The 14,286-nt window shown below is 52.0% G+C and carries 13 protein-coding genes; 12 read left to right on the forward strand and 1 reads right to left on the reverse strand.

What is annotated here, in order from left to right; translation table 11 throughout:
- Window positions 1–222: 222 nt before the first annotated feature.
- Window positions 223–792 carry a hypothetical protein gene (locus PCH05_RS21660; protein ID WP_127605806.1) on the reverse strand — a complete coding sequence of 190 codons (570 nt, stop codon included), beginning with the start codon at window positions 790–792 and terminating at the stop codon, window positions 223–225.
- 748 nt (window positions 793–1,540) lie between these two features.
- On the opposite strand from PCH05_RS21660, the gene PCH05_RS21665 reads away from it, so the two are divergent.
- The 12 genes from PCH05_RS21665 (at window position 1,541) to PCH05_RS21725 (ending at window position 14,191) form a co-directional block, all read left to right on the forward strand.
- Window positions 1,541–1,831 (forward strand): YerC/YecD family TrpR-related protein, encoded by a 291-nt coding sequence (locus tag PCH05_RS21665; RefSeq protein WP_127605808.1) that lies wholly within the window; start codon window positions 1,541–1,543, stop codon window positions 1,829–1,831.
- Between the two features lies 1 nt (window position 1,832).
- Window positions 1,833–2,597: a sirohydrochlorin chelatase gene (locus tag PCH05_RS21670; protein ID WP_127605880.1), complete on the forward strand. Its 765-nt coding sequence runs from the start codon at window positions 1,833–1,835 to the stop codon at window positions 2,595–2,597.
- A 280-nt stretch (window positions 2,598–2,877) separates the two neighbouring features.
- A complete protein-coding gene (locus PCH05_RS21675) occupies window positions 2,878–3,759 on the forward strand; it encodes a diacylglycerol kinase (RefSeq protein WP_127605810.1) in 882 nt (293 codons plus the stop codon).
- Window positions 3,760–4,352: 593 nt separating this feature from the next.
- Window positions 4,353–5,873: a 23S rRNA (uracil(1939)-C(5))-methyltransferase RlmD gene (rlmD, locus tag PCH05_RS21680; protein ID WP_127605812.1), complete on the forward strand. Its 1,521-nt coding sequence runs from the start codon at window positions 4,353–4,355 to the stop codon at window positions 5,871–5,873.
- Between the two features lie 626 nt (window positions 5,874–6,499).
- Window positions 6,500–7,429 (forward strand): tRNA dihydrouridine synthase, encoded by a 930-nt coding sequence (locus PCH05_RS21690; RefSeq protein ID WP_127605816.1) that lies wholly within the window; start codon window positions 6,500–6,502, stop codon window positions 7,427–7,429.
- A 270-nt stretch (window positions 7,430–7,699) separates the two neighbouring features.
- Window positions 7,700–8,152 (forward strand): MarR family winged helix-turn-helix transcriptional regulator, encoded by a 453-nt coding sequence (locus tag PCH05_RS21695; RefSeq protein WP_164766751.1) that lies wholly within the window; start codon window positions 7,700–7,702, stop codon window positions 8,150–8,152.
- 61 nt (window positions 8,153–8,213) lie between these two features.
- Complete coding sequence (locus tag PCH05_RS21700; protein ID WP_127605820.1) at window positions 8,214–8,705, forward strand: DoxX family protein; 492 nt, start codon at window positions 8,214–8,216, stop codon at window positions 8,703–8,705.
- A 352-nt stretch (window positions 8,706–9,057) separates the two neighbouring features.
- A complete protein-coding gene (locus PCH05_RS21705; RefSeq protein WP_164766752.1) occupies window positions 9,058–11,664 on the forward strand; it encodes an S-layer homology domain-containing protein in 2,607 nt (868 codons plus the stop codon).
- On the forward strand, window positions 11,603–12,553 hold the full coding sequence (locus PCH05_RS21710) for a GNAT family N-acetyltransferase (RefSeq protein ID WP_127605824.1): 951 nt from the start codon (window positions 11,603–11,605) through the stop codon (window positions 12,551–12,553). Before PCH05_RS21705 ends, PCH05_RS21710 begins: the two co-directional genes overlap by 62 nt.
- 127 nt (window positions 12,554–12,680) lie before the next feature.
- Window positions 12,681–13,184, forward strand: a complete 504-nt coding sequence (locus tag PCH05_RS21715; protein WP_127605826.1) for an S-layer homology domain-containing protein — start codon at window positions 12,681–12,683, stop codon at window positions 13,182–13,184.
- Complete coding sequence (locus PCH05_RS21720; RefSeq protein WP_164766753.1) at window positions 13,138–13,389, forward strand: S-layer homology domain-containing protein; 252 nt, start codon at window positions 13,138–13,140, stop codon at window positions 13,387–13,389. The genes PCH05_RS21715 and PCH05_RS21720 overlap by 47 nt, the downstream gene beginning before the upstream one ends.
- A 157-nt stretch (window positions 13,390–13,546) precedes the next feature.
- Window positions 13,547–14,191: a TetR/AcrR family transcriptional regulator gene (locus PCH05_RS21725; protein ID WP_127605830.1), complete on the forward strand. Its 645-nt coding sequence runs from the start codon at window positions 13,547–13,549 to the stop codon at window positions 14,189–14,191.
- The last annotated feature ends 95 nt before the right edge of the window (window positions 14,192–14,286 follow it).

Raw genomic sequence — 14,286 nt, forward strand, 5'->3', positions numbered from 1 at the left:
TTTTTCTTATGGATATCTGCTTTCATGCCGCAGAAACGAAAAAGCTTAGGGGACGGTATCCAGACCGCAGAACGATCCGAAAGCGCAGGACAATAGGAAAAGGGGGCCATTCGCCCCCCGCATACCAAACGGATACGTATCTCTTACCGGGCGCGTCAAGCCGGTTACAATGGAAGGCAGCACCGGATGTTGTTCCCTTATTTCGGTCCCGGTTTCCGTGCGCTAACGCCGTTTTTTGCCGGAGGACTTTCTGGATTTGCCGGAACGGGACGAGGTGTTTTTGCGTTTGCTGGAGGAGGATCTCTTGCTGCCGGACTTTCTTCTCCGGCGGCGTCTACGGTACCCTTCATCATCGTCTGCGCTGTTGGTTTTGCCTTTGCCGAAAAAAAGCTTGAACATTGGCGCGACCTGCTGCACGCCGGTCATGACCTTCTGGACCTTGCCGATATTGTTGACGAGGCCATCAATACCTCCCAAACGGTCGATAATGCCCTTCAACTCGCCGAGGTTGGCAAGCGAGAAGCCGGTTTTGGCTGCTGCGGCTGCCGGTGCGGCGGCGGCTGCGGTCACAAGCTCGGCGGCTCCTGCCGCCGTCTCTGCCCCTACCAAAGCTTCCGCGCCTCCGAGGCCCCCTGCGCCCTGGAACGGAGCAAGACCCGTGCCGGGGCCGGCGAAGTCATTATAAGGGATACCCGGATAGGGTGAGTAGGATGGATATGGGGAGAAAGGGCCGCCGCCATTGAGTGAGCGCTGATCATTGTGTGGCTTGCGGTGATAGTAATGCTCAGGCATGGATATCACTTTCCTTTTTGGAATGTTTTATTATACTGTATGTGCTAGGCGAACATAAGGTATAGACGAATGCCCGGAGGACAGGGATAGGAGCGGAATCGGGCGGATACCCAGAAGAGGAGAAGCGGAATTGAGGAAGCATTCCATACAGGATATGGGCCCGGCGACGGAGAGGTTCTTTGGATACGATCAGAAAGGTTCAACTGCAAAGGCGCTGCGGGTTATTGCCAATAAGGTATGGAATGGATGGGATGATGGCTCCGGATGGGGGATGTGCAGGGAACTGCGAAAGCACCGAGTAGGGTAGTCCCAGCAGGGAAAATGAGATCAGGAAAATACAGATGTGCGTGAGTGGAGGACAGTGGAACGGGATGAAAAACATAAAATTCTGTACTCAATCTATACATTAGTGCTGCGCTGAGGTATAATTGAAGCGTTTTCAAGATCAAGCGGCGGAATCGCCGCGATTTTTCAGCATTTACCAGGACCGTTTACCGACAGAGGACAATCGGAGGTTCACCGCATCGGCTTCGCCCGTAACCGCAGGGAGCTGCCGGTTCGTGAGCTTTTCTATGCCTAATATTAGCTGATCTGCGAGAATAAGGATGCTGGAAAAAGGGCGACGACAGGGGCCCTTCGGCCATCTATTCTTGTAACTCTGTAGTGCGTGAATTCGTTAATGCTTGAAAAGTCCATACTCGCTCGGGTACAATGAAAGTACATAGTAATAGTAGGGGATGATGATTCAGTGCAACTGAAGAAACTTAATGATAAAAGTATTGACCAATTATTCGAAGCGATTTTAACGCTCAAAAGCATTGAAGAATGCTACGTGTTCTTCGATGACCTGTGTACCGTCAACGAAATCCAGTCCCTGTCACAGCGTCTGGAGGTTGCACGGATGCTTGGCAAAGGCAATACGTACAACCAGATCGAGGCGGAGACGGGCGCGAGCACGGCGACTATTTCCCGTGTGAAGCGGTGTTTGAATTATGGCAACGAAGGGTATAAAATGACTTTAGATCGTCTTGGACGTTAAGATGCGCAAACGGGGCGTACTCGTGATCAGTCATGGCTCAAGAGAACAAGCTTGGGTCGAGCTGGTCGATCACGCCATTCATCAGCTGCCGCTGCGGGGAGACCTCCCTGTGGCGGCTTCGTTCTTGGAAATTGTGGAAGGACGGCTGATTCAAAATGGCATCGATCTGCTTGAAAGCCAAGGTGTCACGGACATCCTGGCAATCCCGCTGTTCGTATCCACGGGGAGTACACATGTGAATGAAATCGCATATGCGCTAGGCGTCATTGATGCTCCTTCCTTCGAGAGCGATTTGGCGCCATTTCGCGTCCATGCGAATGTGACGTACGGTTCTCCGATCGAGCAAGGGCCTTATGTGGCGCAGATGGTCTGGGACAAAGCGAAGGCGGTATCCCGCAATCCGGCGGCGGAGGCCCTTGTCCTGATCGGGCATGGCAGCAGCCATGACGGCTTCCGCCAGCGCTGGGAGCAGGGATTGGCCGGCCTTGCGGAGCAGGTGCGCACCATCAGCGGGCTGGCTGCTGCGGATTTCGCGCTGCTGCGGCCGGACAGCGTGCGGGCCAAAGTGGAATACTGGCAGAAGGAGCGCGGGATGCAGGTGATTGCAGCTCCGCTCTTTTTGAGTGAGGGCTATTTTATCCGGGAAGTGATCCCGAAGCGTCTTGCAGGCCTGAGCTACAGCTATTCCGGCAGGTCGCTGCTGCCGCATCCGCTCTTGACCGTGTGGATCCAAGAGCAAATTCAAGACTGGTTAAAAGTGGAATAATACGTTATATTTTTCTGTACGGGTGTTTTCTTGATTCATCAGAGTCCGAAACAGTGTAAATTCATTTGATGGCTCCTGCTGGCTAGCTTGCTTTCAGGGGAACTTGAATGAACAAACCTGCATGGGCTGATTTTTTTCATTTTCGAATGGGATATTTAGCTGTAAAATAGGCTAACCTGGGCTTATGCCCACGGAAGGTCATCATCAGGCATGGGGTGAAGCTTGGCTGCTTCCTTCATGCCCACAATGCATATTCCTATAAATAGGTGGCGTTTGGTACATGAAAAGAGCACGATTAATCTATAATCCCAGCTCGGGCCGGGAGGAAATGAGACGGCGCCTGGCAGATATTCTCCAGCGTCTCGATCAAGGCGGCATTGAAGCCTCCTGTCATGCGACAACAGGCGAAGGCGACGCAACCGCGGCCGCCGTGGATGCGGTGGAGCGCGGATACGATATGATCATCGCCGCCGGTGGCGACGGTACGCTGTATGAGGTCGTGAACGGGATGGCGGGTAAGGAGAACCTGCCTCCGCTCGGCGTGTTTCCGCTGGGAACCACGAATGATTTTGCACGCGGACTTGGCATTCCGCGCAATTGGGAGGACTACTGCGACCTGGTGATCCGGCAGCAGACCCGTCCAATCGATGTGGGCAAGGCGAATGACCGGTATTTCATCAACATTGCGGGCGGAGGAACGTTAACGGAGCTAACGTATGATGTGCCAAGCCGCTTGAAGACGATGATCGGCCAATTGGCTTATTACATCAAAGGAGTCGAGAAAATGGTCAGCCTGTCTCCGCAGGAGCTGATCATCCATGCCGAGGGACAGGAGACGATTCATGACGAGTTCATGCTTTTCCTGATCACGAACACGAACTCGGTCGGCGGCTTCGAGAAGCTCGCGCCGGGCGCGCGCATCGACGACGGCATGCTCGACGTGATTGCCCTGAAGAAATGCAACCTGGCAGAGTTCGTGCGGGTCGTCACCCTTGCGCTGCGCGGCGAGCATTTGAACGACAAGAAAGTCATCTATTTCCGTACGCCTTCGATGGAGGTCACTTCCCCGGGCAAGGTGCTGCTCAACCTCGACGGCGAGCTGGGCGGAACGCTTCCGGGCAAGTTCTCGGTGCTGCATCAGCATTTAAGAATTTTTGCGTAGGGTAAGTGAATGGGATAGGAAGTCCATTGAAAAGTAAGCATTAGATTATGAGCAAGACAGCAGTTGCGGTTGAATCCGGCCCAAGCGGCCGTTCACCGGTACATACCAGCAGTTCACGGCAGGTTAAGATGTCCAGGCGCTGTTCATCGGAATCAAGGGTGGAAGCAGGACATCTTGATCTTTTTTTGCGTTGGGGCGATGTCTGGTATAATAGGATGGATGCAGAGATGGCTCGAGCGTGAAAAGAGGCTGGAAGGCGCATTTCGCGTGTTTTTTGAGTGATGTATGGGATGCGTATGAGTTACGTTATGAGGCGTGTTCCGTTATGAGGCGTGTTCCGTTATGAAACTACGTTATTTTGCAAGATGTGACGGGTTTCGCTGGAAGACGACGGAATGTGAATATAGAGACGAAGCAATCGTGGATCGGAAGAAATCGAACACGGGATCAGCGCTTGTATGTATTTATAGAAGGACGATTCCGTAATTATGTTTTTTCATGAGGAATGAATAAAGCTTGAATCTCGTTTGTGCGAGATGCAGTGATATAGAATCGATCAGAAATATATTGAAGAAAGAAGTGACATCAGCAGCATGAACAAGCGACAAAGCCGCCGGAGCACCGGCCGCCGCAGCACGCCTGCGCCGATCACCGGACTGCCGGTGGAGAAGAACGACGTGGCCGTGATCGATATTATCGGGATGAATCACGATGGAGAGGGTGTCGGACGGGCCGAGGGTTATACCCTGTTCGTAGCCGGAGCTCTTCCCGGCGAGAAGGTCCGCGTGAAGGTGCTCAAGACCAAAAAGCAGTATGGCTACGCCAAGCTGCTGGAGCTGGTTGAAGCCAGCCCCGACCGCATCGCGGCGCCCTGCCCGATCTACGACCAATGCGGCGGCTGCCAGCTGCAGCATATGGACTATGCCGCGCAGCTAGCCTGGAAGCGTCAGCTTGTCGTGGACAACCTGATGCGGATCGGCAAGCTGCAGGTGGCGGGCGAGCCCGAGCTGCGCGCGCCGCAGCCAGTGGAAGGCGCGGACGCAGCTTCGCAGGCGCCCGCGATTGCGGCGGGCAGCGCTGAGCAGGGCATTCTCGTTCATGCCACAGCGGGCATGAACGAGCCATGGCGCTACCGCAACAAGGCGCAGGTGCCGATGGGCGTCACCGAAGGCGGCCTGGTCGGCGGCTTCTACGCCCGCGGCAGTCACCGCATCATTGACATGGAAGCCTGCCTCATCCAGCACGAGAGCAACGACGAGGTCGTTGCCCGCGTGAAGGCGATCGGCCGCAGGCTCGGCATCTCCGCCTACGACGAGGAGAGCGGCCAAGGGCTGCTGCGCCACGTTGTCGTGAAGGTCGCCTTCCGCACCGGCGAGATGATGATCGTCCTGGTGACCAACGGGGATAAGATTCCGCATGCGGATGAATGGGTTCAAGAGATCGAGGCGCAACTGCCGTCTGTCGTCAGCATCTGCCAGAACGTGAACACGAAGCAGACGAACGTCATCTTCGGCGATACGACGCGCGTCCTGTGGGGACGCGAAGTGATTTACGATTATATCGGGGACGTGAAATTCGCGATTTCCGCGCGGTCGTTCTATCAAGTGAACCCGGCTCAGACCGAGGTACTGTACGGGAAGACGGTAGAGTACGCGCAGTTGACAGGCAAAAAGAACGTGATCGATGCGTACTGTGGCATCGGAACGATATCCCTGTTCCTGGCGCAGCATGCCGGCAAGGTGTACGGCGTCGAAATCGTGCCGGAGGCGATCGAGGATGCCCGACGTAACGCGGAGCTGAACGGAATGCATAACGTTACGTTCGAGGTGGGAGCGTCCGAGGATGTCATCCCTGCCTGGAAAGAGCAGGGCACCCTAGCCGACGTGATCGTCGTCGACCCGCCGCGCAAGGGCTGCGATCCGAAGCTGCTGGAGACGATTTTGGAAATGAAGCCGGAGCGGGTTGTGTATGTAAGCTGTAATCCATCCACGCTGGCGCGAGATTTGCGCGTGCTAGAGGATGGAGGGTACCGGACGGTGGAAGTGACGCCGGTGGATATGTTTCCGCATACAGTGCATGTGGAGTCGGTGGCGCTGTTGGTGAAGAAAAACTAATTCCTAGCTGCATTGATGGAATTAATATGGAGCTGTCCAAAGTCTTTGATAAGATTTTTGATAGCTCTTATTGTTGTTGTGTTCTTTCACAAAATGTAAGTTAGGATGGGACAGTTAACTTGAAGAGCAGGGGTCACTGTTATGCTTGATAATATAGTTGATATATTCTACTGCACTTTGATTGATCTCCTCATCGCTAGCTTGAAATGAAGCTCCGAAGACAGCAAAATAGGGCAACGCCACTACGCCCATATGTCTTGCTCCATCCAGCAGCTTCGCTAACTTGAAAAGGGATGGGCTCGTATGACGGGTGGTATACCAGGTGATGTCGCCGGATAACGGTGAATCCGAAAAGATTGATACGTTGAATGAAGTTAGAAAGAGCGAACTTCTGATTGAGGATTTCGTTCTTTTTCTTATAGTCGTTACCCGGTTGAAGAAAGTCATTTTAATCCATTTCCATTCAGGCGCGTTTTTTGTTAAAATAATTTCCGGTTTTCATCAAATTTTTTCAGTTATTTATTTGGGTCAAAGTTTGATGCTGCATATTAACGAGAGGATTTGAGTCTGAAGTGAACCCTAATTTTTGGCTTGATTTACCCCGGCCTTTTTTTATACTCGCACCCATGGAGGAAGTGACGCATGTTATTTTTCGTCATGTCGTGAGCAAGGCGGGAAGACCGGATGTGTTTTTTACAGAGTTTGCGAATACGGAGAGCTATTGTCACCCGGAAGGAAATCATAGTGTCCGTGGCCGTTTGCTATTTACCGAGGATGAACAACCCATGGTTGCGCATATATGGGGCGATAAGCCTGAGTATTTTCGACAAATGAGTATCGATATGGCGAAGTCAGGATTTAAAGGGATCGACATTAATATGGGTTGTCCTGTTCATAATGTGGCATCCAATGGGAAGGGAAGCGGCTTGATTCTTCGTCCAGAGGTTGCCGCTGAAATCATCCAAGCCGCCAAGGCGGGAGGATTGCCTGTCAGCGTGAAGACGAGACTAGGTTTCACACAAGTGGATGAATGGCAGGACTGGCTGACACATATTTTGAAGCAGGATATCGCTAATCTTTCGATCCATCTGCGCACCAGAGAGGAAATGAGCCAAGTCGATGCGCATTGGGAGCTGATTCCTGAAATTAAGAAGCTTCGGGATCGTGTGGCTCCGCATACGCTGCTGACGATTAATGGAGATATTCCCGACCGTCAAACGGGCCTCAAGCTGGCTGAACAATATGGTGTGGATGGGATCATGATCGGGCGCGGTATTTTTAAAAATCCGTTTGCCTTTGAAAAAGAGCCGAGGGAGCATAGCAGTGCCGAACACCTTGATCTTCTAAGATTGCAGCTGGATCTGTATGATCAGTATTCGCGAGAATTAGAGACCCGTCCATTTAAAGCTCTGCATCGCTTTTTCAAGATTTATGTCAAAGGCTTTCGAGGGGCAAGCGAGCTCAGAAATCAATTGATGAGCACGGCGTCTACCGATGAAGTACGTACGCTTTTGGACGAATTTACGAGACAGATGGAAGAAACGCCAGACCTTTAAATGGTGCTGCTTTTTAGTAGTTACACGGCAAGAGGTTTGGTATTCGGCTATGACAAAGAGAGTAGCCAAGGGCTGCTCTTTTCGTTAGCGTGAAGGGTCGCGAATCTTAAGTTACTTGAGCGACTGGTGCAACGGCAAAGAAGAGGCGTTTGCTTTAACCGGGTAGAACCTCCCAGAATGAATGGTTTAAGCTCTCTCGCATTGCGGACAAAAAACAATGGCAAGAAATATTTGACAATATTGTTTAGCTGCTATACACTTTTATCCATGATGAATAACGATGAACTTTTAAAAGAAGAAATCAGCAACCATTTGCTGGATGTGTTCAAAGCATTTAACAAACAGGATCGCAAGAACCGGGACTATGGCGTGGATGAGCCCTTATTTCATTCGGAGGTCTACACGCTGAATGAGATCCGGGAGCATGAAGGCATCCACATTACGGCACTGGCGGAACGCTGCGGCGTGACGAAAGGGGCGATATCCCAGGTTCTGAAAAAGCTTGAACAGAAAGGGCTTGTCACGAAAGAAAAGGATGCACGCAACCAGTCGAGATTAATGCTGAAGGTCACGCCAAAAGGAGAAGTGGCGTACGCTCGTCATCTGGATTACCAAAACCAATTCAAAGCAATGGTGGTGCAGGTCTTGGGGAATGCCCCCGACGATCAGGTGAAGTTTATGAAGGATTTCTTAATGACGCTGGAAAAGCAACTAGACAAATAACATAATTTTTTTGTTCAATGTGTTTAGTATCTATACACTTAAAATGAATGGAGGTTATTTCATGGAGCCGCTGATCGTGCTTGTTGTCGTTTCGCTCGTTCTTTTTATTGCAGGAGCTGCGGGAGTCAGACGCTTACGTCCATGGCCAATCCCGCTTCGGGGCGGACTCGCGGCGATGTTTATGCTGACAGGGACGGTTCACTTCGTGTATCTTCGCTCGGATCTTGTCGGCATGGTGCCGCCGATCTTACCGTATCCCGGTTTGATCGTGACGATCACAGGGGTATTGGAATTGGCAGGTGCAATAGGGTTATTATGGCGTCCGACTGTCTTATGGGCAGCCGGCGGATTGACGCTGCTGTTAATCGCCATGTTTCCTGCCAATCTGTACATCGCGTTGAATGGCCTCGCCACAAGCCCGGAAGATGAATTGATCCCCCGCACGCTCATGCAAATCCTGTTTTTGTCGGTGAGCTCAGCCATCTGGATCTATTACCTGCGGCATCGATCTGTGCGGAGATACGGTAAGGATTTTGGGCAGCTGAGAAGTTAATGTTGAAATACCCTCTCTTAATGATAGGGTATTTTTTAAATTTATTCTGGAGTGGGAGTGAATGCTTAAGGTAGGCGGTGAGGAATGAGATCCAAATGATCTTTATGGTGTGAGCATAACGAGAGAATAGAGAGAAGCCAAAGTCCTTCAGGCGTGTGGTATCCAAGACGAGGAAAATCATTACAATTTGTCATATGACAAATCGATGACAACGGTCACTATTCAGTAAAGCAATGGGTCTGGTAATCTGTAGAATAAGGTAATGCGATAAGGGATTGTAGTGTCGAAAATGGGTCGTTCCCTGACTAAGCTCCAAATAATATCTCATCATAATGAAAGAAGGTCAGTATTTTTGAAAAGAAAGATTATTGCCAGCACCATTGCTCTTTCTACGATGTTGAGCCCGGTATCGGCCTTCGCGGATACCAATAATGTACTGATGGTCGCCGAGGCGCCTACGGATGCGTTGCAGCAGGCTCGACTCTTGGGACTGATGCAAGGTGACCCGAATGGGGGGATGCGTCCTAACGATGCTTTGACGCGCGCGCAGCTCGCCGTCATTCTTTGCAATTTATTCCATCTAGACATGACTCCGGTGCAATCTTCCGGCTTCTTGGATGTATCTCCGTCCGGCTGGAGCGCGGGTGCTATTCATGGGGTTATTCAAGCTGGAATCATGAACGGATACGGTCAGAAATTCGGTCCCAACGATCAAATTACCCGTGAGCAACTGGCGGTCGTGCTGGTGCGCGCGCTTGGCATTGACGCTCAGGGCAAAGGGGAGAACTTGCCTTCCGATCTCAAAGCATTGACCAGCTCATGGGCGCAGAATGCCGTCCAAACGATCCGCGAACTGGGGTACATGGAACTGAACGGCAGCCTGCAACAAGAGCTGAAACGCCAAGAAATCGCCGCCGTCATCATCAACGTGGTCGATCATCCGGCAGGGGAAGTCCAGGTTGGAAGCAGAACCATTACAATTGGCGGAATTGCTTATGAAGTTCCTGATGGACTGCAAGGAGTGCTGAACGCAGATAACGCCGGAGCATTGAAAGACTCCAAACTGGAGTTTGCCCGCAACGGCTTCACAATTACCGGATTGAAGCGCTTGGAACTAAATGCTGCGGACAGCGTGCTCGACGCGAACCATACGGAACTGACCGCAGATGTAGTCGCCAATGCCAAGGTTGCGCTGAAGAACATGAAAGTCACGGGTAAACTGACGGTTAATGGGTCAGCTCTCGATATGGATAACGTAACGTTTACGTTGGTGGAACTGGCAGGTTCAGATGTGACGTTCAAGGCGAAAGGTAAATCTAGCACCGTTGTTTTGGTTACGGGCGCAAAAGCCTCGATCGGAACCGATGCCGACGCGATCGTGAAGAGACTGCAAGTAGGAGGAAGCACAGCCTATCTAGAGATAAAAGGTCATGTTCAACAGCTCGAAATCAACGAGCCGACACAGGTCAAGATTATTCTTGCCCAAGGGGCGAAGGTGGACAACGTCTTGGTGTCGAATACCGCGAAGCTGAAAAACTTCTTCGTCGATTACGATAAAATCAAATCCAGTCTCCCCGTCGTGAACAACGGTCCCAATCCCGATTTGAACGCGCCGGCTCAGTCTTATAGCAGCAGCCCCCAATCTAGCACTAACCCTCAGCCTGGCGTGGACAAAACAGCACTAATTTCGAAGATTGCCGAAGCCGACGCGCTCAAAGTCCAGCACACCGTCGGCAATAACGCAGGCCAAGTGACGCAAGCGGCATGGGATGCGTTCGTTGCGGCCATTCAAGCCGCGACGAATGTAAGCTCCAGCGGACAAGCGACCCAGCAGCAGGTGAACAGCGCGCTGACCGTACTCACGCAAGCGATCGCCGATTTTCAAGCGGCCTATCACCCTCAACCGATTGTGGATAAAACAGCATTGGATTTAAAGATTGCCGAAGCCGATGCGCTCAAAGCGCAACACACCGTCGGCAATAACGCGGGCCAAGTGACGCAAGCGGTATGGGATGCTTTTGCTGCGGCGATTCAAGCCGCGTCAAGCGTAAGCTCGAGCGTGCAAGCGACCCAGCAGCAGGTGAACAGCGCACTGAATGCATTAACGCAAGCGATCGCCGATTTTCAAGCGGAATACTCGCAAGATCTGTCCATCTCGTTGGCGCCAGGTGCTCAATTCCCTTTCAATAACGCCACAAGCAACAACGTCACGATCTCCGATACGGATTGGGTGTCGGCACCAGGGACGCATTACCAATACTCCAAGCGCAACATCAAAGACTTGATCAAGGTCAAAAGAGGCACCAAGGAAGAAGGGTTCAAATACGACTCCGTTACCCAATCCTTCTACGTTTATGATCTCGCAGATAATGGCACACTTGACCTCAGCAATCAGAGGGGGGAGGTTAAATTGACGGCAACCACAACCGATATTAACCTTTCCGGAAATGTTACGTATGGCGTCTACGTCAAGGCTAGCGACTCAGCCTACACCGCCACGTCGGCCGCGATTGACTTCGAATTGTTCGAGGGCAGCAATTCGAAAGGGAAAGTCAGCTTGCCGATTTTGCTGGACCGCACCTCGCCTGCTTGGACGGGAGGATCCTGGACGTCTGCAAGCGGTTCCGACTTAGCGAAGATCACGGTAAACAGTAATGAGCCGATCTTTATTACTGGTGTGATTGGCTCAATAGCTTCCGTTCAAGTCGATTACTCGCAATCAGGTGATTTTACGGACACGGTTCAGGTACCCCTTAATCCAACGAACGGGTATGCCAAATTCGAAGCGGTCGGAAACGATCTGTTTATTTACATAACGCAGGCTTGGATCGACATGATGAATCAAACCAAACCGCCGACAGCTGTAAGCAAGTTCCGGATCACCATGAACGGCATCTATGATTACGCGAACAACGAAGCCGCGAATCGGGTTGTCCTTATCGATGTCTCAAGTTTCTAATTCGCAGCCGGTCGTCGTTCAAGCGTTTCACGGGGCCGTGCCCATTGCGTTCTTGCGGTTTGCCAATCCGGAGACTCGCCTTCTTCTACAGCAGCATCCGTCGTCCTTCGTTGCGGCGGGGGCGTTTAGGGTGGAGGGATCGGTTGGAGAACCTGTAGGCCTGGCCGTGGCGCGACAGGAGGAAGGTTCGTCCGTTGCGCATCTGCTGACGGTCTTCGTGAAGGAATCCGAACGCCGTCAGGGCATCGGCCGTCGCCTGCTCGGCACATTGGAAAGCTCCCTGAGAGGGAAAGGGATACGGGCCGTACTGGTCGAGTACCTCGAACAGGCGGAGCCAAGCTCAGGCGCGGACGCGTATCTGGTCGATTGCGGTTATGAGGCGCCGAAGCCGGGCATCTTGGTTTGGAGCGGGCCGGTCGAGATCATGCGGAGCTATTCGTTTATCGATCGAGTTCCGTTGCCGGACTCGTTTGAGATGGCTGCGTGGACGACGCTCACTCAAGCGGAGCGGATGTATGTCCAGCAAGGGGAAGGCGACTGGGTGCCGCCCAACTTCTCCCCCTTCGAAGATGAAGACTCGATCGACCCGGAACGAAGTTTGGTTTTACGTTACCTGGGCGAGGTGGTCGGTTGGATGCTGGTCGAGTCATTCGATGAACAGACCGTGTTGTTCAAGACGATGTTCGTTCATCGCAGCTTCCAACGCACGGGGCGCGGCATCGCGTTAATCGCGCAGGCATGCAGGCGCGTGTTGAACGAGAAGAGGTATACGCACGGGTATTTCTTCGTCGAAGCGGACAATCAGGACATGGTGCGTTTCATGAACAGGCATCTCTATCATCCGGATGTGGTATGCGAAGTGTTGTGGCGAACGGCCAAGAAATATTGATCTGAAAAGAAAGAACAACCGCGGCACTTGGGTTGTTCTTTCTTTTAGTCCTATGGATGTGCAGCTTCATTGACCAGAACCGCTGGCTCAACATGGCGACCAATGAACCCAAAGAAACGGACTGGCGTTGGACCAGTCCGTTTTTAATTGGATCAAACGGATCGCCGGCATACGCCCCGTCCCGACGAAGTTCACCACAATTGACGGGAAGCCGGCTGCCGTTGTTCTTACGCTCGCGAATAACCCGCTTGTTCTGGTATCCAAGCCATCCGGGCTAACAGACCTGCAAGGACATTGGGCAGCGGCCGAAATTCGCGATCTGAATAGCCGGCTGATCATTCAAGGGATCGACGAAACGCGGTTCGCGCCGGAAGCCGCGGTGACCCGCGCGGAGCTTGCCGCTCTGTTATCCAGAGCGCTAGGCTTGCCGGAAGGTGGCGGAGAGCCGTCGCAGTTCCTGGATGTAAGCTCATCATGCTGGTATAGCGGAGCCGTTGAAGCAGTACACGCATACCATATGATGGACGGGCTCGATAACGGGAGCTTTGCTCCGGCACCAGAAGGTATCGCGGCAGGAGGTGATCGTGACGGTCATTCGGGCGCTTCAACTGGCCGGAGCCGCTCTGTCTGATAACAGCGCCGGGGAGGGCGTGGATCTATCCGCTTACTCCGACGGCGGCGAGGTCGGCGAGTGGGCCAAGTCCGCGATCGCTACGGCGATCCGGCAAGGCCTCGTGAAGGGATACGGCAGCGAGCTGCGTCCACAGAAATTGCTGACGCGAGCTGAGATGAGCGTGCTGTTGTACCGGATGCTGGAGGGGATTTTTTGTGGGTAAAACAGGCAGGAAGAAGCATGATTCGCTTTAAACAGATGGAGAATACAGCACCTAACAACAATATAACGTTCTTGACAAGGCGAAATCGCATGTTATCATCTAACTTAGAGGCAAATAGACAGGCAGTCGGTCGGTGTGGTGAGGAGATGAATGAAAAATGAGGGTTGTAAAAGAGGCCGAGGAACGTATAAACGAAATACTGGATGCGGCTGATGAGCTATTTTTTCAGAAGGGCTTTGACGGGACGAGTACCAACGATATTCTGGACAAGGTTGGGATTGCTCGGGGAACCTTATACCATCACTTCAAATCGAAGGAAGATATTATGGATGCGCTGATTGAACGATATAAGGTTCGTCTATTAGATGCAGCGCAGGAAGTGGCCGAGAACAAGAGCATACCTGTCGTCGAGCGCATGATCCATGTCATGATGTCATTGAAAATAAGCGGCGGAAGCAGCGCAGAAATGATGGAGCATATTCATAAACCGCAGAATGCGCTTATGCATCAGAAAATTCAAAGAGTCATTGTCAGCGGAATTACGCCTATTCTAGCAGAAATGATCCGGGAGGGAGTTCAGCAGGGGGTGTTTGACACCCCGTTTCCGTATGAGTGTATGGAGATGATTATGATCTATGCCAATACGGTTTTTGATGATGATTACGTGGGAATGACGAGCGAAGAGCTCGCTGCACGCATGCATGCACTGGTTTTCAATGTGGAAAGAATGCTTGGTGTCAAGTCAGGGGGACTCATGCACATTATGAAGATATTCGACAACAAGACTACTGATAACAGTTGATATATGCACATTGTTTGCAGCTGCTGCATCCACACTTATTGTGCACAGTGGTCTTGCTTCAGCAACTTTATGTATAACTTAAAGACAGTTCCTAA

This window comes from Paenibacillus chibensis, from assembly GCF_004001045.1.
GTDB classification, from domain to species: Bacteria; Bacillota; Bacilli; order Paenibacillales; family Paenibacillaceae; genus Paenibacillus_AQ; species Paenibacillus_AQ chibensis.

Coding starts and splice junctions, on each gene's coding strand:
- PCH05_RS21670 (WP_127605880.1), top strand. CDS start 1,833: ATGCGCAAACGGGGCGTACTCGTGATCAGTCATGGCTCAAGAGAACAA.
- PCH05_RS21690 (WP_127605816.1), top strand. CDS start 6,500: ATGGAGGAAGTGACGCATGTTATTTTTCGTCATGTCGTGAGCAAGGCG.
- rlmD (WP_127605812.1), top strand. CDS start 4,353: ATGAACAAGCGACAAAGCCGCCGGAGCACCGGCCGCCGCAGCACGCCT.
- PCH05_RS21710 (WP_127605824.1), top strand. CDS start 11,603: ATGATTACGCGAACAACGAAGCCGCGAATCGGGTTGTCCTTATCGATG.
- PCH05_RS21660 (WP_127605806.1), bottom strand. CDS start 792: ATGCCTGAGCATTACTATCACCGCAAGCCACACAATGATCAGCGCTCA.
- PCH05_RS21700 (WP_127605820.1), top strand. CDS start 8,214: ATGGAGCCGCTGATCGTGCTTGTTGTCGTTTCGCTCGTTCTTTTTATT.
- PCH05_RS21675 (WP_127605810.1), top strand. CDS start 2,878: ATGAAAAGAGCACGATTAATCTATAATCCCAGCTCGGGCCGGGAGGAA.
- PCH05_RS21695 (WP_164766751.1), top strand. CDS start 7,700: ATGAATAACGATGAACTTTTAAAAGAAGAAATCAGCAACCATTTGCTG.
- PCH05_RS21725 (WP_127605830.1), top strand. CDS start 13,547: ATGAGGGTTGTAAAAGAGGCCGAGGAACGTATAAACGAAATACTGGAT.